The sequence below is a fragment of the Brenneria sp. L4-2C genome, assembly GCF_040240335.1.
Classification (GTDB): Bacteria; Pseudomonadota; Gammaproteobacteria; order Enterobacterales; family Enterobacteriaceae; genus Brenneria.
In genome coordinates this window covers 48,498-68,746 of record NZ_JBEIAC010000020.1, presented here as the reverse complement: position 1 = coordinate 68,746, position 20,249 = coordinate 48,498, and the positions used below count along the sequence as shown (strand labels likewise).

At 50.9% G+C, this 20,249-nt stretch carries 28 protein-coding genes and 3 pseudogenes; 10 read left to right on the top strand and 21 right to left on the bottom strand.

What is annotated here, in order from left to right; genetic code table 11:
- Position 1: 1 nt before the first annotated feature.
- Positions 2-862 carry an ABC transporter permease gene (locus ABRZ26_RS20945; protein ID WP_319606040.1) on the bottom strand — a complete coding sequence of 287 codons (861 nt, stop codon included), beginning with the start codon at positions 860-862 and terminating at the stop codon, positions 2-4.
- Positions 859-2,352, bottom strand: coding sequence for an ABC transporter substrate-binding protein (locus tag ABRZ26_RS20940; protein WP_319606039.1), 1,494 nt, complete (start codon positions 2,350-2,352; stop codon positions 859-861). Before ABRZ26_RS20940 ends, ABRZ26_RS20945 begins: the two co-directional genes overlap by 4 nt.
- 185 nt (positions 2,353-2,537) lie before the next feature.
- On the opposite strand from ABRZ26_RS20940, the gene ABRZ26_RS20935 reads away from it, so the two are divergent.
- From ABRZ26_RS20935 to ABRZ26_RS20925, 3 genes are all read left to right on the top strand, one after another.
- Positions 2,538-3,200: an FCD domain-containing protein gene (locus tag ABRZ26_RS20935; protein ID WP_319606038.1), complete on the top strand. Its 663-nt coding sequence runs from the start codon at positions 2,538-2,540 to the stop codon at positions 3,198-3,200.
- 147 nt (positions 3,201-3,347) lie between these two features.
- Positions 3,348-3,671, top strand: a complete 324-nt coding sequence (locus ABRZ26_RS20930; protein ID WP_319606037.1) for an antibiotic biosynthesis monooxygenase family protein — start codon at positions 3,348-3,350, stop codon at positions 3,669-3,671.
- 114 nt (positions 3,672-3,785) lie between these two features.
- Positions 3,786-4,487 carry an ArsR/SmtB family transcription factor gene (locus ABRZ26_RS20925; RefSeq protein WP_319606036.1) on the top strand — a complete coding sequence of 234 codons (702 nt, stop codon included), beginning with the start codon at positions 3,786-3,788 and terminating at the stop codon, positions 4,485-4,487.
- Between the two features lie 213 nt (positions 4,488-4,700).
- Here the strand turns inward: ABRZ26_RS20925 and ABRZ26_RS20920 are convergent, their stop codons facing one another.
- The gene (locus ABRZ26_RS20920) at positions 4,701-5,522 is read right to left on the bottom strand and encodes a class I SAM-dependent methyltransferase (protein ID WP_319606035.1); all 822 of its coding nucleotides are present in this window, start codon (positions 5,520-5,522) and stop codon (positions 4,701-4,703) included.
- 442 nt (positions 5,523-5,964) lie between these two features.
- A complete protein-coding gene (locus ABRZ26_RS20915; protein ID WP_319606063.1) occupies positions 5,965-6,885 on the bottom strand; it encodes a LysR family transcriptional regulator in 921 nt (306 codons plus the stop codon).
- Positions 6,886-7,026: 141 nt separating this feature from the next.
- Between ABRZ26_RS20915 and ABRZ26_RS20910 the strand changes: the two genes are divergently transcribed.
- A complete protein-coding gene (locus tag ABRZ26_RS20910; protein WP_319606034.1) occupies positions 7,027-7,416 on the top strand; it encodes a RidA family protein in 390 nt (129 codons plus the stop codon).
- Between the two features lie 266 nt (positions 7,417-7,682).
- Positions 7,683-8,645, top strand: coding sequence for a quinone oxidoreductase family protein (locus tag ABRZ26_RS20905; protein WP_319606033.1), 963 nt, complete (start codon positions 7,683-7,685; stop codon positions 8,643-8,645).
- Positions 8,646-8,663: 18 nt separating this feature from the next.
- Here the strand turns inward: ABRZ26_RS20905 and ABRZ26_RS25110 are convergent, their stop codons facing one another.
- The 5 genes and pseudogenes from ABRZ26_RS25110 to ABRZ26_RS20880 form a co-directional block, all read right to left on the bottom strand.
- Entirely contained in the window at positions 8,664-8,933 is a 270-nt protein-coding gene (locus ABRZ26_RS25110) for a hypothetical protein (protein WP_413556362.1), read from the bottom strand.
- 86 nt (positions 8,934-9,019) lie between these two features.
- Positions 9,020-9,470: pseudogene (locus ABRZ26_RS20895) on the bottom strand (helix-turn-helix domain-containing protein); the annotation flags it as partial.
- A pseudogene (locus ABRZ26_RS20890) lies at positions 9,465-9,806 on the bottom strand (TraM recognition domain-containing protein); the annotation flags it as partial. The pseudogenes ABRZ26_RS20895 and ABRZ26_RS20890, both read right to left, overlap by 6 nt.
- Positions 9,787-9,960, bottom strand: coding sequence for a hypothetical protein (locus ABRZ26_RS20885; protein WP_319606032.1), 174 nt, complete (start codon positions 9,958-9,960; stop codon positions 9,787-9,789). The gene ABRZ26_RS20885 and the pseudogene ABRZ26_RS20890, both read right to left, overlap by 20 nt.
- Before the next feature lie 38 nt (positions 9,961-9,998).
- Positions 9,999-10,262 (bottom strand): hypothetical protein, encoded by a 264-nt coding sequence (locus tag ABRZ26_RS20880; RefSeq protein WP_319606031.1) that lies wholly within the window; start codon positions 10,260-10,262, stop codon positions 9,999-10,001.
- Positions 10,263-10,662: 400 nt separating this feature from the next.
- Between ABRZ26_RS20880 and ABRZ26_RS20875 the strand changes: the two genes are divergently transcribed.
- The 3 genes from ABRZ26_RS20875 to ABRZ26_RS20865 all read left to right on the top strand — a co-directional run bounded on the left by ABRZ26_RS20875 (position 10,663) and on the right by ABRZ26_RS20865 (position 12,137).
- Entirely contained in the window at positions 10,663-11,112 is a 450-nt protein-coding gene (locus ABRZ26_RS20875) for a hypothetical protein (protein WP_319606030.1), read from the top strand.
- Positions 11,109-11,684 carry a hypothetical protein gene (locus ABRZ26_RS20870; protein WP_319606029.1) on the top strand — a complete coding sequence of 192 codons (576 nt, stop codon included), beginning with the start codon at positions 11,109-11,111 and terminating at the stop codon, positions 11,682-11,684. Before ABRZ26_RS20875 ends, ABRZ26_RS20870 begins: the two co-directional genes overlap by 4 nt.
- A gap of 102 nt (positions 11,685-11,786) precedes the next feature.
- Positions 11,787-12,137 (top strand): DUF1493 family protein, encoded by a 351-nt coding sequence (locus ABRZ26_RS20865; RefSeq protein ID WP_319606062.1) that lies wholly within the window; start codon positions 11,787-11,789, stop codon positions 12,135-12,137.
- Between the two features lie 60 nt (positions 12,138-12,197).
- Here ABRZ26_RS20865 and ABRZ26_RS20860 read toward each other — a convergent pair whose 3' ends face one another.
- Both ABRZ26_RS20860 and ABRZ26_RS20855 read right to left on the bottom strand, forming a co-directional pair.
- Positions 12,198-12,482, bottom strand: a complete 285-nt coding sequence (locus ABRZ26_RS20860) for a hypothetical protein (RefSeq protein ID WP_319606028.1) — start codon at positions 12,480-12,482, stop codon at positions 12,198-12,200.
- Between the two features lie 485 nt (positions 12,483-12,967).
- Complete coding sequence (locus ABRZ26_RS20855) at positions 12,968-14,068, bottom strand: DNA topoisomerase (protein WP_319606061.1); 1,101 nt, start codon at positions 14,066-14,068, stop codon at positions 12,968-12,970.
- 78 nt (positions 14,069-14,146) lie between these two features.
- Between ABRZ26_RS20855 and ABRZ26_RS20850 the strand changes: the two genes are divergently transcribed.
- On the top strand, positions 14,147-14,269 hold the full coding sequence (locus ABRZ26_RS20850) for a hypothetical protein (RefSeq protein WP_319606027.1): 123 nt from the start codon (positions 14,147-14,149) through the stop codon (positions 14,267-14,269).
- A gap of 92 nt (positions 14,270-14,361) precedes the next feature.
- On the opposite strand, the pseudogene ABRZ26_RS20845 reads toward ABRZ26_RS20850, so the two are convergent.
- The 3 genes and pseudogenes from ABRZ26_RS20845 to ABRZ26_RS20835 form a co-directional block, all read right to left on the bottom strand.
- Positions 14,362-14,465, bottom strand: a pseudogene (locus tag ABRZ26_RS20845) (transposase domain-containing protein); the annotation flags it as partial.
- Between the two features lie 193 nt (positions 14,466-14,658).
- A complete protein-coding gene (locus tag ABRZ26_RS20840; protein WP_319606026.1) occupies positions 14,659-15,648 on the bottom strand; it encodes a class I SAM-dependent methyltransferase in 990 nt (329 codons plus the stop codon).
- A complete protein-coding gene (locus ABRZ26_RS20835) occupies positions 15,617-16,456 on the bottom strand; it encodes a DMT family transporter (protein ID WP_319606060.1) in 840 nt (279 codons plus the stop codon). Before ABRZ26_RS20835 ends, ABRZ26_RS20840 begins: the two co-directional genes overlap by 32 nt.
- A 172-nt stretch (positions 16,457-16,628) precedes the next feature.
- Between ABRZ26_RS20835 and ABRZ26_RS20830 the strand changes: the two genes are divergently transcribed.
- Positions 16,629-16,904 (top strand): LysR family transcriptional regulator, encoded by a 276-nt coding sequence (locus ABRZ26_RS20830; protein WP_319606025.1) that lies wholly within the window; start codon positions 16,629-16,631, stop codon positions 16,902-16,904.
- Between the two features lie 122 nt (positions 16,905-17,026).
- Here the strand turns inward: ABRZ26_RS20830 and ABRZ26_RS20825 are convergent, their stop codons facing one another.
- From ABRZ26_RS20825 to ABRZ26_RS20795, 7 genes are all read right to left on the bottom strand, one after another.
- Positions 17,027-17,419 carry a Mor transcription activator family protein gene (locus tag ABRZ26_RS20825; RefSeq protein WP_319606024.1) on the bottom strand — a complete coding sequence of 131 codons (393 nt, stop codon included), beginning with the start codon at positions 17,417-17,419 and terminating at the stop codon, positions 17,027-17,029.
- Positions 17,416-17,838, bottom strand: a complete 423-nt coding sequence (locus ABRZ26_RS20820; protein ID WP_319606023.1) for a gp16 family protein — start codon at positions 17,836-17,838, stop codon at positions 17,416-17,418. Before ABRZ26_RS20820 ends, ABRZ26_RS20825 begins: the two co-directional genes overlap by 4 nt.
- The gene (locus tag ABRZ26_RS20815; protein WP_319606022.1) at positions 17,831-18,025 is read right to left on the bottom strand and encodes a hypothetical protein; all 195 of its coding nucleotides are present in this window, start codon (positions 18,023-18,025) and stop codon (positions 17,831-17,833) included. The genes ABRZ26_RS20820 and ABRZ26_RS20815 overlap by 8 nt, the downstream gene beginning before the upstream one ends.
- Positions 18,022-18,234 carry a hypothetical protein gene (locus ABRZ26_RS20810; RefSeq protein ID WP_319606021.1) on the bottom strand — a complete coding sequence of 71 codons (213 nt, stop codon included), beginning with the start codon at positions 18,232-18,234 and terminating at the stop codon, positions 18,022-18,024. The genes ABRZ26_RS20815 and ABRZ26_RS20810 overlap by 4 nt, the downstream gene beginning before the upstream one ends.
- The gene (locus ABRZ26_RS20805) at positions 18,225-18,755 is read right to left on the bottom strand and encodes a host-nuclease inhibitor Gam family protein (RefSeq protein ID WP_319606020.1); all 531 of its coding nucleotides are present in this window, start codon (positions 18,753-18,755) and stop codon (positions 18,225-18,227) included. The genes ABRZ26_RS20810 and ABRZ26_RS20805 overlap by 10 nt, the downstream gene beginning before the upstream one ends.
- A gap of 69 nt (positions 18,756-18,824) precedes the next feature.
- Positions 18,825-19,100 carry an HI_1482 family protein gene (locus ABRZ26_RS20800; protein ID WP_319606019.1) on the bottom strand — a complete coding sequence of 92 codons (276 nt, stop codon included), beginning with the start codon at positions 19,098-19,100 and terminating at the stop codon, positions 18,825-18,827.
- Positions 19,100-20,245, bottom strand: coding sequence for an ExeA family protein (locus tag ABRZ26_RS20795; RefSeq protein WP_319606018.1), 1,146 nt, complete (start codon positions 20,243-20,245; stop codon positions 19,100-19,102). The genes ABRZ26_RS20800 and ABRZ26_RS20795 overlap by 1 nt, the downstream gene beginning before the upstream one ends.
- Between the last annotated feature and the right edge of the window lie 4 nt (positions 20,246-20,249).

Genomic DNA, 20,249 nt, shown 5'->3' with positions numbered 1-20,249 from the left:
ATCAGTCCAGCCTTGTGCGGGTTTTACGCAGCAGGCTGTCGCCCACCAGATTGCAGCCGACCACCAGCGCGGCGATCGCCAGCCCCGGATACAGCACCAGCCACTGCGCCAGCAGCATATAAGAACGGCCTTCGCCGATCAGATTGCCCAGCGTCGGCGTCGGCGGCTGGATCCCCATGCCGAGAAAGCCGATGGAGGCTTCAAGGACGATCAGCCGCGGGATATCCAGCGTCAACAGGACAATCAGCGGCGCGGCGAGATTCGGCAACACGTGACGCAGCAAAATGCGCGGCGTGGAAAAGCCCATGGCGCGCACCGATTCGATATATTCCAGCTCACGAATTTCCAATGTTTTGGCGCGGGCGACGCGGGCGTAAATCGCCCAGCTGCTGACGCCCATAATGATGATGATATTGCTTAGCGAAGTGCCGAACAGCGCCATCACCAGCAGGATTAACAGAATAAACGGCACCGCCAGTTGGATATCGATCAGGCGCATTATCAGCGCATCCAGCCAGCCGCCGGCATAGCCCGCCAGCATGCCGAGCAGGCTGCCGATAACCGCGGCGATCGCCGCCGCCATCAGCACCACGAATAATGATAACCGGGCGCCGGAAAGGATGCGCGCCAGCATATCGCGCCCCAGTTGGTCGGTTCCCAGCCAGTGCATGCCCGAGGCGGTATCGCTGCCCGGCGGCAGGAAGACGTCCGCCAGATTGTTGGCCAGCGGGTCGGGCAGGGGCAGCCAGGGGGATAACAGCGCCGCGGCGAGGGTTATCGCCAGCAGTAGTCCGCCGATAACGCCGTCGCCGTAAAAACGGCGGCGCGGCTTCCTGTTTAATGCATCCCCCTGAGCGATCATTTCAGCCTCAGGTCGAACAGCGGGATACGGGCGTCGGCGCGACCGGTGAACGTCAGCGCATCGCTGCTGGCATAGAGCGAATCCTCGCGATAGAGCGGGATCAGCGGCTGCTGTTGCGCAACGACCTCCTGGATCTGCTGCAATATTTTTTCGCGTTTCACGGCATCTACCGTCAGGCGGCTTTCGTTGAGTAATTTATCCAGTTCGGGCAGGCTGACCGTCGAATAGGGTTCGCCCGAATGCAGGATCGGATATAACGCCGCATCGGCATCCAGCGTTTGCGTCGAGCCCCAGGCCAGCATATAGATCGGCGCCTGTTTCTTCGCCGCCACCTGCTGGGTGTAAACCGACCATTCCGGCACTTCCAACTGGAGTTTGACCCCGATTTTGGCCAGATCCTGCACTATCGCCTGCGCGACATCGGCGCTGGCGATATAGCGGCGCGGCGCCTGGAAACGCAGGGTAAAGCCGTCCGGATAGCCTGCCTGCGCAAGCAGGGATTTCGCTTTGGCGATATCCTGCGCCGGCGCGGCTATCGGCTGGTAGCCAAAGTCTTTCGCGCCGGCCATGGTGCCGGTGGGCGCGCCGAAGCCATGCAACAGCTGGCTGGTATAGGCGTCGCGGTTCAGCGCCAGCGACAGCGCCTGGCGAACGCGGACATCGTCCAGCGGTTTTTGATCGTTCTTGAGCCCCAGATAGATGGTCAGTCCGCCGCCTTTTACCTGCTCTAAATGGATACCCGGTTTGTTTTTCAGCGCCGGCACCAAATCCACCGGTACGCTGTCGACGAGCTGCACTTCGCCTGTCAACAGCGAGGTGATGCGCGCGGTGGCTTCCGGTATCGGACGCCAGGTGACGGTGTCAATCGCCGGTTTGCCGCGCCAGTAGGCGGCATTGGCCTGCATCACCACTTTTTCATCAGGAATAAATGTTTCGACCCGGTAAGCGCCGCTGCCGATCGGCTTGCGGGCGAATTCCGATGCGCCGACTTTCTCGACGTATTGCGGCGGCACGATATAAGCCGGATAACGGCTCAGACGCGTCGGCAGCAAGGGATCCGGCCCGTCGGTATGAAAGCGCACCTGATACTCGCCGGTCGCTTCTACCGATTTAATGGTGCGAATATAGGATATAGTCGGCGCATGGTTGGCCGGATCGAGGATGCGGTCGATAGAGAACTTCACGGCGTGCGCATTGACGGCTTCGCCATTGGTAAATTTCACGTCCTGGCGCAGCGTAAATTCCCAGGTCGTGTCATTAATGGCTTTCCACGATGTCGCCAATCCGGGCTGGAGTTTCATCTGTGAATCGCGTAATACCAGCGTATCGAAGACATTATCCACCAGCGTGGCGGATTCTTTGAGAAAACCGGGGTCCATCGCAGTGGCGGAAGCGGGTTGCGCAATCGTCAGCTCCGCAGCCATCGACAAGGGTGATAGCAGACCTGACAGTATTGCCAGTGAAGCGAATGTTAAGGCGGATTTTTTCATTATGATCGTTCCCAAAACGAAGCCCGAAGGGCTGACGGTAAGCATTGGAGATGCGCTATTCGTCACATATTTGGACGAATGCCGCCGACTGCAAATACAGGATATATCCTATATAATATGTTATTAGCAGGCTAATGATTAAACTGCAAAAGCAAAGTCATCTTTTAACTAAAGGAAAAAGTTATATGTTCGGGATGGGAAAGGCTCAGCGCCTCAGTCTGACCATGCAGGTAGAGGCCCAACTGAAGGGCGCGTTGATGGTCGGCATGCTGAAACCCGGCGCTCGTCTGGTGACCAGCGAGATCGCCGCGCAGTTGGGCACCAGCGTCACGCCGGTGCGTGAAGCCTTGTTGCGCTTGGTGTCGGCCGGCGCGCTGGAGGCAACCCCGGCAAAAGCGTTTTTAGTGCCGGTGATGCCGTTGAGTCAGTATCAGGAAATTACCCTGATCCGTAAACAGCTGGAGGGGCTGGCGGCGGCGCAGGCGGCCAGAGCGATGGATGCCGATAAACTGGCGCATTTGACCGCGCTGAACAGTCAGTTTCGTTCCAACAAGATGGTGCAGAATATTGAAGAATCCCTCAAGGCGAACCGGGAATTTCGTTTTACGCTGTATGGCTATGCCGATATGCCGACGCTGGTTTCGCTGATCGAACAGCTATGGGTGCAGATTGGCCCCTGTTTCAACTACCTTTATCCGCAGTCGGCGGAGATTGTTCATCGTCAGCACAATTACGATGAACTGTTGCTGGCATTGGCGGAAGGAGATAGCGAACGCTGCGTGAAATCGATCCATAAAGCGATCGACGATGGCGTATCGATACTGGAGAAAAACTATTTTCATTGTTGATTGCCGGCGGGTAAGACGGGCGCCGGTTGAAGAATCCTGCGTGACTTATCTCTGTCTCAGACCACATTCATATTTCGCTCTGCATCGAAGTGTGCAGGGCAGAAAACGTTAAAGTCATGTCCTTTCGATATACCAGAGGACGGAAATATGATTGCAGTGCTTTTCGAGGCGGATGTGGTTGATACGCAACAAGGGCGCTATCTCCAGCTTGCCGCGGAATTAAAGCCGCTATTAGCCGATATTGATGGATTTATATCCATCGAGCGCTTCCAGAGCCTGACCACGCCGGGGAAGATCCTTTCGTTGTCCTGGTGGCGGGATGAACACGCGGTATTGCAATGGAAAAGAAACGTCCTGCATCAGGCGGCTCAGGCTGAAGGACGTAAGTCTATCTTCTCTTTTTATCACATTCGCATCGCCCGGATGACCAGAGAGTATTCGTCGGCGAGCAGAGAAAGCGCGGAGCCATGATGTTGATTATTCTTCCGCGATACAGCGAGCGTTCAAATCCGCTGATTCTGGTGACCGACGATGCTATGGTTGTCGGCCGGGTGACGTAAACATGGGCGGCAGGGTCTGAATAATATGCTTAAACATATTGAGTCGGCAGAGAATAGCGATGCGCTTGAGCGTTCGATGGCGGCGGTCGCGGCCGCCATTTCCGATCCTTCCCGCGTAAAAATGCTCTGTGCGTTGATGGATGGTCGGGCGTGGACGGCCACGGAGCTGAGTGCCGTGGCGGATATCGCCTCTTCCACCGCCAGCGCCCATCTGGGGCGTCTAGTCAGTGGGAATCTGATTTCCTGTCTTTCTCAGGGGCGTTATCGTTATTATCGTCTGGCCGGGAAGGATATTGCCGACCTGATTGAAAAAATCATGGGCGTTTCATGGCGATCCGAGTCAGAAGCCAAAGCCAGTACGCCTCCCTCGTTACGGAAAGCCCGAACCTGCTATGACCATTTAGCCGGCGAAATCGCGGTTAAAATTTATGATTTTATGATCGCCGAAAGCTGGTTGACCGCTGATGGCAGTTCGGTCACGCCGACAGGGCAAAAACAGTTCCAACAGTTAGGCATGACGTTGAATCCCAAAACACGGCGTAAAGCGTGCTGCGCCTGTCTTGACTGGAGCGAAAGGCGATTTCATCTTGGTGGAGACGCCGGTGCGGTCTTTTTAATTCATTGCGAACAAAAAGGATGGTTAGCCAGAGTACCGGGATTTCGGGAAGTTAACTTTACCGTCAGCGGCAAGCTGGCCTGCAAAAAATGGTTTGGCGTGATTGTTTAACGCCGTCCTGGCTGTGAATGATGTGCGCGGATAGCGCCGACGACCGGCGGTTTATAGCGCTTAACCACCGCCTGTGCGTTGGTCAGCGTATTGTAGGCGGACGAAAATTTTGGCGGCCTGGTTTATTTCAGTCGGCTCATGATCCGGCGAGCGCCAATAAACGCTCACCGGGGATGCAAGATAAAAATGCGCGCCAAGTCATGCGGTTAGTTACTATTTTATCGTGTAAGTCACCATTTTTGATGCTGTTTTATATCTATCAACATGCGCCATCATAAACGAGATAATTTTACCCATTTTCTTGTGTTCGTTGAACTCAGTAAAAAGCTTTGTCTTTACGTAGATTAATTTATGATTCCAGCGTTCAATTTCTTTTTCATCATCAAGACCAAATGAGAATTCAGCGCCTGAGTTTTTCACTGTGTCATGTTTCGCGGAGTTTTTACTTAGCCATGAATTAAGCATGTCAAAAATTATTCTGCTTTTACTGAAATTTTCACAAAGGTTATTAAATATATTTCTCACTTGTTTTTCAGGAAAGTACATCAAAACGCCTTCTATAAGAAAAAACAGATTTTCGTCATGATGTAACTCTCTTTTCACTTCATCGATCCAGCCGTTATCCAAAATAGACCCCGCCAGGTATTTTTCATTTTCATGGCAGGGGATGAGTTTTTTTCTGGCCTCGATCACGTCCGCTAAATCGATATAATAAAATTTTGCTTTTTTTGCTATATCGCCGATTCTTTGATATCTAGCATCTAATCCGCAACCTAAGCTAATTATCACCGGCTTTTCGTTTTTACCAATAAACGCGATGACTTCACTGTCAAAATATTTTGCTCTGATAGCGGTACCCACTCGACTGGTTTTTTTATTTTTGTATTTTTTAATATCGAAATGTGTTTTTTCCAGAATATCACAAGCGACATTGTCTACGATGATGGGATGTTTCTGCCTGCTTTCTTCTGCCTTACAGGCTAGTGGAATTAATAATGTGTTTGATACTTTATCTGCGAAATAATTTCCGTTCATTTTAATACCCCAACTAAAGCAAATAATTCTCATTATCATTGTGAGGAATTATCTTAATCCTTGCGATTTTATTGATAAAGCCATTATCAGAAAAATGTACATTCTCGACTCATCTGCTGACTGTCCGGTCCTCTCGACAGTTGGTCGCAGGCGTGCTTATTTTGCGACGTTGACGACCAGGCGGAAAGGATACAGGCCATGAGAATAGGCGACTTTGCAGGGTTTGGATTTTGCTTTGAGACTGCGGATTTGCGCGTTGGAAGAGACATTTGGGGGTCACACCATTATCGAACCAACCTGACCCCAACTCTGATGTACAAATAGGGATTCGCAAGGATGCATGAAAACAAGTAACTGACTAATAATTAAGCCATTTCAGAATCTTCCTCCTGTCAAGACCACCAATCGACGCTGATGAGCGAATCAGGGGGCTGGAATGTAGTTACTTATTGTTGGCATTCGGGGCATGCTGCTGCATCAATTCAATGATCCAATCAATAAACACTCGCAGTTTGGCGTTGACATGGCGGTTCGGCGGAAATGCCAAGTACAGGGGCATTGGATTAATACGCCATTGTTCAAATAACGGAATCAAGGCGCCACAAGCCTGATGTGCTGCCGCCATATAGGTTGGCAGCGCAATCACGCCTAACCCCGCTAACCCAGCTTCGAGGTAAGCATTACCATCATCCACAGCGAGCACATAGCTGCTCTTGATTTCAATATGTTCACTCTCACAGTGCAGCGCCAGAGGCGCAATCTTACCGGTGCGTGAGGACAAGAATCCCACTATGCGATGGTCGGTGTTTTCCAGCTCTCGCGGATGCACAGGGGCGCCAAGGCGTTCCACATAACTCGGCGCGGCGTAGGCGCCGATTTGCAAATCGCCGACATGGCGTGCGATCAGGGACTGGTCGTTGATTTCGCCACCGCGCAAGACGCAATCCACGTTGTCGCCGATCAGATCCACCACCCGGTCGCTCACGCCCATGTCGAACTGGATATCCGGGTAGCGCATGTGGAAAGCCGGTAGCGCCGGCACTATGACAAGGCGGGCCAACGGACTGGGCATATCCACCCGTAGCCGTCCCCTGGGCGTAATCGCCGCACTGGACAGGCTGGTTTCAGCATCGTCCATGTCCGCCAAGAGGCGGATGACGCGCTCGTAGTAGGCCGCTCCCTCAGGAGTGACGCTGAGCTTGCGGGTGGTGCGATGGAGTAATTTGACGCGCAGGCGCGCTTCTAACTGCTGAATGAGTTGCGTCACCGTGGTTTTGCTCATATGAAGCGTTTGGGCAGCCTTTGTAAAGCTACCTGCCTCCACCACACGCGCAAAGGCGCGCATCGCATCGAAACGATCCATTCCGTGTCCTTTCTTTTCACAGATTGTTTGGATTTTACAAACAATGAAGGACAAAGTCGCTTGTTTATCCACCCGATCTCGCACCTGTAAAGTGTCTTTTTGTTCACTGGGCTGATTTCGCCCCATTGCAAAGGTACAAACATGACAACACGCGAAGCAGTTTTTCCCTTCGGTCGGCAGGCGCTCTATGAGCGCAATCGGTATTCACCGGCCATCAAATCTAATGGCTTCTTGTTTGTTTCGGGGCAGGTTGGTAGCCGCGCGGATGGGTCGCCTGAACAGGATATAAAAGCGCAGGTCAGGCTGGCATTCGATAACCTTAATGCTGTTCTCACGGCTGCGGGCTGCACATTCGATGACGTGGTTGATGTAACCCTCTTTGTCGTCGATCCCGAGTCGAACCTCGACGCTATCTGGAGTATTCTGCCAGAATATTGGGGGGAAGCACCTTACCCCACGTTGACCGGGATCGGCGTGACGTGGCTTTACGGATTCCAGTTTGAGATTAAGGTGATTGCCAGGCTGCCCTAAGCGTTACGGGGCTTTCTGCCAGTCGAAAATTCAACAGGGCTGACCGCGCAGACTGTGGTCATTACCGCTTGGTGACATCAACGAAAACTCATAACGGAGGGAAAGTCTCTAATGTGAGGAGGAGTAAGAACGGTGAACGAGCTTGGATATTGCACTTTGCAGTGCGCCGCCGGTGACGATGACCGAGTGTCAATCGAACGCTTGAACGGCAAGGCCCACTACGCCGCGCGACTCGGCATCCTGAATCAGTTCGGTCGAGGGAAGCGATGAAAGCAGTTGTCTACGATCAACCCGGATCACCGGATGTCCTTCGTTATACGGATGTTCCCGACCCAGTCTGTCCGCCCAACGGCGTTGTCATTCGGGTAGAGACTGTCGCCCTGGAAAGAGGAGACCTGATCAACCGCGCGTCATTGCCGCCGCCTTATCCTGGCTACGTCATTGGCTATGCGGCAGCTGGCGAGGTCGTTTCAGTGGGCTGCGATGTTCATGACCGTAAGGTTGGTCAGAAGGTCACGAGCTTCGATGTGTCGGGCTCGCATGCCGAATTGCGCGCCGTAGCCGCGAGCAAGACTTGGCTGGTACCGAAGGGTCTCGACATGGCGGTCGCAGCAGCATTGCCGATCGCATACGGAACCGCGCATCACTGCCTTTTCGCCCGCGGCGACTTGAAGCGTGGCGAAGCCGTCCTGATCCAGGCGGCGGCTGGTGGTGTGGGAAGCGCCGCTGTACAGCTCGCACATCAGGCTGGTGCAACAGTGCTCGGGACGGTATCCGGCGTGGAAAGGGGCAAACACTTAGCGGCACTTGGATTGGATCATGCAATTGACCGTCGGAGAGTTGACGTGGTGGATACGGTCATGCGCTTGACCGAGGCCCGAGGTGTCGACCTTGTTGTGGACCCGGTGGGAACAACCATGCAGGACTCCCTGAGGATGTTGCGTCCGGAGGGCCGCTTGGTATTCGTCGGCAACGCCGGTGGACCGACGCTGCAGGTTGAGCTGTGGCCCGCGCTTCAGGCGAATCAGTCGTTGTTCGGCGTATTTATGGGAACGCAGCTTGAAAAGCCCGAGGTTCATCAGACGGTTTCCCGGATGTTGGAGCAGGCAGCCGATGGGAGGCTTGAGGTGCTCATAGATCGGACCTTTCCGCTTGCCGATGCGGCTCAGGCCCATGCGTATGTCGAAGGCAATCCTACGCTCGGACGTGTTGTTCTTGTCTGCGGCTGATTCGCCGTCTGTGGCCAATCAGTCTGCATCAGATACACCAACGTGGCGATATTTCTGGTGCCAGGCAGAACCATCATTAGTGTTCCAGACTTCACTGACAAGACTGCGTTTGATGGCACGGTCAGCATCAGGCTCACGGCTATTTTTACGTGTGTAGCGATAACTGCTTCGGGGAATACCGGCACAGCGGTATCCGGTTTGTGACGCCGGCAATCGCGTTGCTTTGCCATCGATACGATATTTGAGATACCAGAGGCGTGAACCGCCGGGATTGAGCCGAAGGTACAGGCCATGAGAATCGGCTACTTTGCGGGGTTTGGATTTTGGTTTGAGACTGCGGATTTGTGCGTTGATGATTTCGCGTTATATCGACTATCATCCTGATAGAACACGGGATGGTCTGTCCGCGCCTGAGCCAGTGCCTGCTTGTTTCAGGTATCGATGTAATGTGGCGGGATGAAGCGCAACGCCAAAAAATTGGTTGACGATACGGTTCAGCAACTCAGTACTCCAGCGTGAGCACAGCCAGCCGAAATCTTTCGGAGAGCGTTGTATCAGCAGCGGAAGAGCCTGAAGGATATCGGCAACCGGCCACCGTGGAGCGCGTCCGGGCCTGAGGCTTTTTAGTCCTTCAACGCCATGTAAAGTAAACCAGGTTATCCATCTTCCTACGGATGAGCGGGCGGCGCAGAACATTTTGGCGACATCGGTGACGGTCATTCCCTGATGAAGCATCAGCATGGCAATGAGCCATCTGGCATGGTTTTTATCATGGGTTTGCTGGGCTTCTTTTCGCATCAGGCGTCGTTCTTCATGCCCGGTCATCAGCTCTGCGGTGGCGGTTTCGCGCACGCGCAGCATAATCAGATTGTTGAAGTTGCCGATAACCTGCCGGGCTTTTGCCGCGTTACCGAGACGGGCTTCAATATCACTCAGCGTTTGGGTGTAAGCGGTGACCTGAATATTTGCGCCGCCGCCTTTGTTAATCAACGGAATAAACTCATCGCCCATCAGCTCGCTGAATTCGTCGCAATGGAGATTAATCGGGACTTTTGTCTGGCTTTCATCCGCAGGCAGGCCATTATTGACGCCGAATTTATAAATATATTCGGCAACGCTGACCAGATCGGCGAACATACTGTTACCCACGGCGGCGGCTAAGCTCGATACCGTGCAGCAGGGGGCTGCCGCCAATCGGGTTCAGCCAGTGATTGTGGGAGAGACAGCGTCGGACAATCGGAAACGACGTATCGCAGGTTTTTTCCAGTTTCCGGGCCTGTTGATACAGCCAGTGGGTCACTTCATCCGTGTTCATAACCCATGCCTCTCCGGCAATCACCCAGAGTGCATCGTCTATTCGCAGCGGGTGGCGATCGGCCGGTTTTTCTTTGGCGCGGGAAGGGTATGGCTTGTCACCTGACGTAGCGGAAACGTCAGTGTTTCATCCGGCGTCAGACTGACCAGCGTGTATCGGGCGGTATGGACGACTTCAATTGGTGAGGGTGTGGCGGAGATGCTCTGGGTGTGGGGGGCGAGGACGGGAACAGTGACTGGTTTTGACGCGCAGGCTGATAATGTTGCGACCACTGCGATGGACCATAAACGGGATTTCATCATGACGTGCTCCGGGTTAAGAAACGCCGGGGCAGGATGAAAAAAAGTGCGGATTAAAACATTATAAAACCAAAAATGCGGTTAAGATAAATAGCCGTCTGGCCCGCGTGCTGATTCTGGTTGAGATAGCGATCAGAAGCATGGTTTAGCTATAGTGGATCCTCGCTGTGGGCGAGCTTTTTCGGATTAATCTCACTGTTGTCGAGTTGTTTTTCAAGATAATGAATGAGGAAGTGCTGGATTATTTCGGCATTCAGTCAGGACGGGACATGAACAGCGCGGAGATAAAATTGCACGCATCCTGAGCGAATTCAGTCCGACCCAAAGGACGAGTGCTGCACAGGGCCAGAATGGTAAATGAAATGGACATAATGGGATAATTTATTGGCTTAAAGGAATATATATGGCGACCAAATCATTTCATTATACTCAAGGGGCCGTTTTATTTGCAGAGGGCGTTGGTTCCTTGCATGGCCCTTTTTCATTGTTGTTAAACGTAACCGAAGAGGATGTGAAAGAAGGGAAAAAATTAAATGTATCCGCATCACTAACATGTAATGCGGCCAAAGCATACGGATCTGGTGTAATTATCCCCTGGTGTACGGTAAAAAATGATATAGACAATAAAAAATACGTATTAGATGCTAAAGGGAAATCATTTGCCCTCCGATTTGATGAAATACTTATAGGTAGTGCATCATTTTTAATACCGTTTAAGAAAAATACACGTCCATCCTTAGAGATAGAAGCTGGATACGTTTTAGATACTGGGTATTCCGGAACAATAAGACCATTTCCAGGGGCAATGACCAGAACAATTTTATTAAACGGATTTAGGGAAGTTGCATTATGAATAACTTAATTAGGGTGTTTGTGATAATGTTCGGGTTCTTTGGGATTGCTCCTGCGATTTCTTACCCTATGCAGATTGCTGACGATAGCGAGCATGTAGATATGGCGACTCAGAGAGTCGCTGAACTTACAAAGTCGTTAATGACGGCTGATAAAAATGAAAAAAATGAAATTTTCAACAGAATTAAAATTATTTTGGATGAAAACCCAGAGAATATTAATGTCAGAAAAATGTACGCGAATAATTTGCTTGCAGAAGGACGTTATCCAGAAGGGTTGAAAAATCTTGAAATAATAAATAAACAACACCTCACTCGTACCGATTTGCTGGCAGAGTGTATGGTGAAAGAACGGTTGGGGAAGAAAGATGAAAATTGCTACAGGAAAGTTATTCAATTATCAGAAAAAGCAAGCATCGTTGACTCGGATTACATCACTGCGATTTTTTTCGTAGATGAAAAACGATTCTCTATCTTAACAGAGCGTTTGATTAAGGAGGGGAAATTCAAGGAGAGCGATTTTTTAGTCTTCACGTTGGGTAAAGAGAAAATGCTACGAGAGTTCTTTCCATAGTTTTTGAGGCATTGTATTAACGGTAGACGTCGCGATGATAATAACCATAACCGTCTATGAATATGATGTAATTGCGCGTAAAGGATACGGGGTTATTTGAAAATGGGTTCCGGCGGCGATCGAAACGATGATATAGATGAGAAGGTACTGGCCCTCTTTCGCAAGCATCTGCCTGATGTAAAAGTGCTTTTTTCTAAAAATATAGAGCGTGTTGATTTTGATACGGTTTTGCAGGATTTTGATGAAGAGGAATATATTTTGGAAGCAGTAAATGCTTTTCATGATGAATTTAATATTGATATGACCGTCATGGATTGGAAGGCATACTTCCCTTGGAATGAAATAGGATTTTGGGATTTTTTAAAAGGGAAGAAGATAGTTAATAACAAGAAACATCTTACTGTTCGAATGTTTGCAGAATCCGTTAAAGCGGGTCGCTGGCTTTATGATTAAAAGGGACAATATTGTCCCTTTTAATTACGTGCTTATATTGATGGTCACTCATTGAATACGTTACTGATACCACCATGTATCAAATTGTTCAGCGAAATTTGCCGCCTGCTGGAGATCCGCACCGAAATGCTGTGTGAAATAACCTTCGGGCGTGGCGTAATTCACCCGGCAGTCATTGTTATGACATTCCATTACGGCGGCACTTGTCTGGTATTTTTGGGACAGACGAATGAGATCATCAAGTTGAAAGCCGTGTTGCAGCGCGGTAATCAGCATGGTCTGTACCGCCTGCATTTCAATATTGTACAGGCACTGGGTCAGGTTCTGGATGTTGGCGTCGGTCATGGGTGCTCCCGCAGGGATAATGAAAAGAGGATTTCCGGCTTACGCTCTCTGCTTGCAGGAAATGGCAGAGATAGGGGGCGCTGTCAGCGACAGCGAATAACCGGGGCAGTAAAGCGTGGTGAAGAAATAAAACGAACCGAAAACCCGATTTCCCGGAAAGACAAAAAAGGAACAGCGCCACAAGGGCGCTGGTGGGAATAAATCCGAATGAAAAGGATGAAAAATGGAGTGAAGGCGTCCCCGAATACTGCCGTCAGGACAGTACCGATCCGCATGCGGGGAGGCGGATCGACAACATGGCGCTTTCGCACAAACGGCTCCGTTTGGTTGCCGGTCGGCCCCGGCACAAGGCAGATGCAGCCATTCAGCCATGTCGCAGATCCTCACAGGCAGGGTAAAGATCTGCGACAGGGGAGAGTCAGCGCATAAGCGAGAGTTTACCCGCACGGTCAGCCTGTTTCGCGGGTAAACTCACTTCGGCCGGCTCAGGTTGATTTTGTTGCTACAGCCTGCTCTACCATTCTGGTGATCCAGATGGACTGTTTTTGTAAAAACAGCGCCAGCGGCAGTTTTCCGGCGGCGATGTCATCCAGTGCCTGTTCCCATAATGCGGTCATGCCCGGATCTTTCACGATATCCGGCAGCATCGCCATCAGCGTTACGGCGCCGTTGGTGGCGAGCAGGTGACGCTTTTGCTTTTTGTCGTAGCCGCGTTTGAGCAGGGTTTCGATGATACCGGCGCGAGTGGCTTCGGTTCCCAGTCCGGCGCTCTCTTTCAGCCGCTGTTTCAGCCGCTCGTCAGTGACGAAGCGAGCCGCGTTTTTCATGGCGGCGATCAGCGTTCCTTCCGTGTAATGCTCGGGTGGGCGGGTTTTCTGCGCGTTGATGTCGGTGCCTTTCACCGGGCAGGACGTGTTTTCCGCCCACCGGGGCAGGGGCTGCGTATCGCCGTTCTGCCTTTCTTCGTCGTGGATCGCCCGTTTCCAGCCAGGCGCAATGACTACATAGCCGCAGGCGATAAGCGGATGTTCTCCGCACCGGAACGTTATCTGTGTTTTATCCGTTTCATGCGGCGGCAGGAACTGTGCCAGGTAATGGCAGCGGATCAGATCATAGATGCGCCGCTCATCTTCATTCATTTTGCCGGGATCGGCGCGCTTCATGGTGGGAATAATGGCGTGGTGCGCGGTGATTTTACTGTCGTTCCAGCATCGTGATTGCTGTTGCAGGTTACACTGAGCCAGAAGCGGTGTTAATTCCGGCGCAAAAGTCTGTAACGCGCTGGCTACCTGCGGAATATCGGCCATCATGGACAGCGGCAGGTAGCGGCAGTCGGTGCGTGGGTAGGTTGTCGCCTTGTGATTTTCATACAGACTTTGGGCGGTATCCAGCACCTGCTGCGCCCCCATGCCCCATTTTTGCGAACAAACCTGTTGCAGCGAGCCTAAATCGAAAGGTAGGGGGGCGGACTCTTTCACGCGTTTGGTTTCTGTCTGGATGACGCGCGCCTGTCCGACAGCGCGAATTTCTGCGGCGGCCTGTTGCAACGCCTTTTCACGAATACAGCGTCCTTCTTCATCACACAGTGACTCCGGCGCCGGCCACTGTGCCTGGAAGGGCGTATTTCGGCGGGGGTAAGGATATGAGTGAAGGATGACGACGATATGCCTTCAGACATACTGCTCATTTTCAGTCGTATTGAGCATCAGGCGAGCATCACCAGAGGTGGACAGCTTGCAGCTCTGCTGTACGGGCCATCGCAGGGATGGGTAAAGCAGGCACAGTAAATAACGGCAGAGATTATTCGAGAAGAAAAAACTGTTTTTCGAAATGAAAAATTAAATGTGTAAGCATTAACCGAGCGCCGTGTTGATGCTCATCAGGCAGGTAGAACCACGTTCCACGGCAGCAATTCGCCACTTTGTTGACTGGCCATTCCGGCAGTACGCTGAGGATGTGGTGCAGATAAGCCTCTGGAGCGATACGGCTTTATTAATTTTACCAGTAACGCGGAAACGTCATGGCTGAGGCGGAACGGGTAGACGATTAGTAATTCATACCGCTTAATATACTCACGCTTTTAGGCGGATGGGCTTGCTCATCACATTAAAAAAATTCATCATATCAACACACAACAACATAATAATAATTTTGGCAAACAATCACGCATATGATGTCATTTCTTTCGTGATTCCAGTACCGCGACAGTATGCCCAAAACTCATCCCCTTTTGGTATTCTGCTAAAGCAGTCGTGGCATTTAACTGGTACGATTTTAATGATGCCTCAATCTCTATTGCTCTTTGCCCCGCTTCCGCCGGAGAAATATTATTAAAAGTGTCGTCAAGGACATTTATCGGGTAAAAGTGAAAAGGCCCCAGCCCTTGATTTTCCCATTGAGCATAGCCGCCAATGACCTCTTCTGGCTCAGACTGTATTTTCCATGTATATGTTAGTATTCTCCCATCATAACCTGTTTCACCCGCTAGTCTAAGAATAGTCTCCAAAGGTATTCGTCCACCAATAGATGAAAGAATACGTCCTCCATCATTAAGCAATGACGTGGCCTCTCGCAGAATAAGATAATGAAGTGCAACCAGGTTTTGTGATACGAAACCAGGTATGTCTTCGGAACGATCTTCAATAAATGTGGAACTTGCCTGATCTTCTGATAAATCCACCTCACCCACGATAGGAATATTGGGGAGATTCTCGTAAATCAGATCAAATAAATGGGAAATACCAGATAGCGGTTGAAACAGATCGCCAGCACCTGAAAATAATGCAACATCATGATCTGTTTTAAGGTTATTTAAAATATTAACTCGAGCCATTGCAACAACGTCTTTATGTAAATCGGTCAAAGCAACATTTCGAGCATTGAGAATCTCAATAGCCGCCAGCGCATCAAGCCCGGCTCCGGTTCCGATAGTACAGAAATTGGGTGCCTGGATATTCCTTTTCGCCAGTGTCTGAAAAGCAGGGACTGCAACGCTTGCCACCCAATCACTGCGTGGATCGTCCAACTTCGGCAGATAAGAGCGAGCGGTCAGGCCGATGTGCGCCATTTTTTTAACGCGTGATGTGTCTGTCAGCCCAAAGAACGAAGCAATATCCAGATCTAAGGCATGAAAATCAGCGTTTTGCTGGTGAAGTTGTTTTTCCATTAATATTTCCTCTTTCTGTCTTACGCAGGGTTAATAACAAACCGAGTGCAATCAGGCTGGCACCGGCAAAATCTTCTGCTTTGAGCTCGGTATTGAGCAAAAAGTGGGATAACAGCAGTCCGAAGAATGGATTCATGAGGTGATAGGAAGAGGCAATAGCAGCGCCATCGGTCCGGATAAGCCAGAACCAGAGCGCCATGCCCCCCATAGTCACAACGATAGCCAGCCAGAGTACGGCTAGGGTCGATGATATGGATAAGCGTTCAGGGGCTGATTCCAGAATGGCCGATATCGGCAGCAGCAATACGACGCCAGCAATGGATTGCCAGAAATTGAGGTCGCGTGCGCGCAGCCCTTGTGTGTTACGGCGAAACAGAACCGTCCCGATAGAAAAAGCCAACGTACCCAGTACGGCAAGAATGATGCCTGTCAGACTGGCGTGCATTTCCGAGCGCCAGCCGGATATGATTACGACGCCGAAAAAACCACACAGAATGCCTGACGCCTGCCTTAATCCAATGCGCTCCAGGCCGAGCGACATGGTAAGCATCATGGTCAGAAACGGCGCACAGCTGACGATGACCACAACCAACGCAGGGGAGATGAATTTTAGCGCTGAAAACGTTAGTCCGAGATAAATGGCGTTGTTAAGCACGCCAAGCCATAATCCATTGACAATGGCACGTCGTTCGAATAATCGAGTCGTCTGTAGGAGGCAAAAGGGCAACAGCATAATGGCGCTGATCACGAAACGGATCGTCAGCGTCGTCAACGGGCCATAGTCGGCGATAGCAAAGCGACCAGCAATAAAAGCAGAACTTCAGATGACGCTGAAAAGAACCACTAGCCCATAGTGCCATGACTTATTCATAACCGTTTCTCCATCTCTTGCGTTGCCATCGTTACATCTCATTTGTTCAGTTGAAAATTAATATTGATGCTTTCATAATCACTTTGATTAATACCGATCGGGAGGTGTTATGGTGACAATCACAACAGTGGGTCTTGGCGATCGTCGAGTAACGTTGGAGCACCTGAGGGCTTTTGTTTCTATTGCCGAAGATGGCGGTTTTCAGCGTGCCAGCGAAAAACTTTATCGAACTCAGTCTGCGGTGACGCAAAGCCTGCGCAAGCTGGAAGAGATTTTGGGATGCCGGCTGCTTGAACGGCGTCAGGGGCATATTGTCGGTCTGACCGCTGACGGGCAGCGATTGTTGATTAGAAGTGAGATAAATAATACAGAGTCTGCGAGATAATTGTGGGACTAAGCGGGGTGTGCTGGGAAAAGATTGGATGGTAATTGTAATTCTCTTACAGTATGTGAAAAAAAACAGGCCGGACAAAAAATTAAGAAATTTGTCGTTCAGCCTGTTTGATTTTACTCCACCGGCGTCGGCTCATCATCAGGTTCACCATCAAACAGCTTGCCCTGCATCCTATCCAGTTCTTCCTTTCTGACACGCTTGACGACGCTGTAAACCCATTGTAGCGAGACGCCAAATTTACGCGCCAGTTCGTGATGGTTCCTGCCGTTAAACTTGTGAAATATTTCTAGGTCACGCTGGCTAACTTTCCATGCCATCCCCATCGGAAAGTAGACGTTCTGACCGCCCCAGACCTGCATCATACGGTTGGCTACCGCCTCGCCAATTTGGTCGGCTATGTCGGTGTCGATCTCGACTACCTCTTTGATGGTGCTGGCGGTATGCTGAGCCAGTTCGACCAGCAGTTCAGGGCCTTTGCTGCGAAAGCTATTGGTATCATTGCTCATGCTGTTTTCCTCGCTCGGCGTTGCCACTGTTTCAGCTTTTCAATGATGACGCTGGCCTGTTCTGAACTCAGCCATTGCAGACTATCAACGCCGGTTTCACGCTTTATCCAACGCGCCAGCGCTGCTTCAGAACGGTCACGAATGATGCCAGCGTCGGCCATTTCAAGCCATAAAGAACGGACTTTCCTGGACTGGGGAGCATCATCCAATGGGCGAGCACTATTAGCCTTTTTTGCAGACTTAATTTTAAACCCTCGTTTTTTCATCGCCTTCAGCACGTTATCTAACTGCGGGACTGCCATGTCCCGCGTTGAGGTTTTACCGGTTGTGGTAGTCAGCACCTGGCGATAAGTTTCATCGTCTAGTCGTAGATCGCGTTTTGCGATATGGATAAGTTTGATCAGTAGAGGTTTATTCATCTTCACTCTCGCTTTCATCCCGCTGGACTTCGCCGCAGATCAGTACGGCATCCGGGCGGCGTTCATGGACGATATCCATCACTAACTGGCACGATTCCCGGTTCAGATAAATGTCGTCTGAAACAGGCAACGCCTCGCAGAAACCGGAATCGCAAGCTGATACCAGCAATATAAAACCGATAATCATGAGCCACTCCCATATTTGCCGCATAAATCTTCAGCTAACAGGTGAAAATCGCCAGTAGGAATAAAGACGTTGTATTTCTGTCCGCAACATGGACAGGACAGAATCAAATCGACCACCCAACCGCCATCAACCGCATTTTCGGTAATGTCTGACTGTTCCGGGTTCAGATATTCGATTTCTTTTTTGCACGCCATGCATTTCAGTGACATTTACTCCCCCCTTGTTCAAACGGAATAATGGCGAAATCCTCGATATCTTTTTTAATGGTGATGCCGGGAATATTTTTCACCGCCACTGGTTCATTGAGGATCGCGTCTTTATTAATTTCCTCCTTGACGCGAATAAAACGATCCAGCTTTAGGCGTTTTAATAATTCGATAACGGCTTCTGTCCCGCGAATTACGCAGGACGGGGGGCGATTGCGCCACTGTACTTCGCCTGTCGTCAGGTTCGCCGTTTTCACTTTGCCGCCATTGGTAAGTTCGTCGCGGTTGGCTTCGCACCAGGTCTGGATGCCACCTTGCAACTCATCGCGTTTGGCTTTCAGTTGTTCGATAACCGGGGAGTGGTACTCGGTTACTGTCGCGATCTGATCATTCATCTCGGTTTCAACGCGGATTAATTCCCGTTGAATATCACCGAGACGTTTAATGCCGAAAATAACTTCTTCTTTCGTTTGCGCGGCGTACGGGGCCGCCGCAGCTTTAAGCCGCTTTTTTGCCTTTGCCATTTTTAATTACCTGCTGGTAGTCGTTTAATGAGTGGGTATTAGTATTTAGTTATTTGGTATTATTTCCCTTTAATGTAATAGCGATTCAGACCAGATAATGCGGCAACCATATTGCTCAAATACGCCCTGACGAAAGAGTCCGGTGCTGCCGCAGCCCACATGGATATAATTGGCTTGTCCTTTTTCAATTAATTTCTCGCAATGCCCGTTTCTGGCGATGCGGATAACCGGTTGCTTGCCGCATATCATTACGCTCTGAACAGTTGCATTGATTGCCCGCAATGAGGCCATCGCCAGATGCAGGTCGGCCAACTGCTGATTAATATTCGGGATAGCTTTCATCATTAAACTCCCTTAACCACATCCGCATTCACCACCGGCACACCTATTTCAGCGGCCAGATTCATGGCGGCAATCACCAGATTGGAAACGGCCAGTGGGTATAACAGGCTGACATTCTTCCGACCGCCGAGATTGCTACTGAGACGCCCGCGGATAGCATCAATGGCGCTGCCGTCCATCACGTCAGCCAGCTTCTTGCCGGTACGCTCCACTTTAAAGGTCAGAAACGCGTCCAGGCTGTTGTCCAGCGGCAGCAGTTCGACGACTTCGCAGCGCTGGACAACTTCACGCACTTCCATATTGCGTTCGCTCAGTTTGACGGCTAACTCAGGCTGGCCGATCAGGACAATAGAAAGCAGCTTCTTAAACCCGCTTTCCAACTCAAAAAATCGCTTGAGATGCTTGAGCGTGGGGATCGGCAGGCTGTGAGCCTCTTCAATGATAAGAACGTGGTTATACCCGGCGTTGCTGCTCTCTTTCAGCACCCGATGCAATTGGCGATACCGCGCCTCCTGCGAACGCTTGACGCCTTCTAGCGGGGCAATGGTGTTGATGATTGCCTCAGCAATACTTGCCGCTTTCAGGGTTTTGCCTTTAACATCGTTATCCTCCATCGCAATGATGTACGGTTCGATAACGATAACCGGCGCATTCTCGCGGTTGATGCGGTCAATCAGGTCGCGGCGCAGCGTGGACTTACCCGCACCAGACTCGCCGATGATCGCCATAAACCCGCCGTGCTTCGCGGTCTGGTACAGCGCCTCGCGCACATAGCGGATATCCGGTGTAGTGAACACGTCTTCACTGCCTTGCATCGCATCGTCGGCGAACGGATCGCGGAACAGCCCGAATGCCTTTTTTGTTGCGGGAAATAACACCTGCTTTTTAAGTAACATATTCTCCTCCGTATTGAGGTCTGTGGTTTCCGCTGTAAGGGAGTCCTGTACAGCGCCAAAACTACGTTGTGTTTCAATGCCATGAGCCGACAGAAAGGCCGTCAGACGCTGGCGAACTTCTCCGGCGTTGGTGCGTGGCCACTGGTCATGATTAACAATCTGTGCCAGCGTGGCCTCTGACACGGAAATGGTTCTGGCGACCACCGCCTGCGACAGTCGCGCTTGCTTTAACTGTTGTTTCAGTATCAGCATGTTT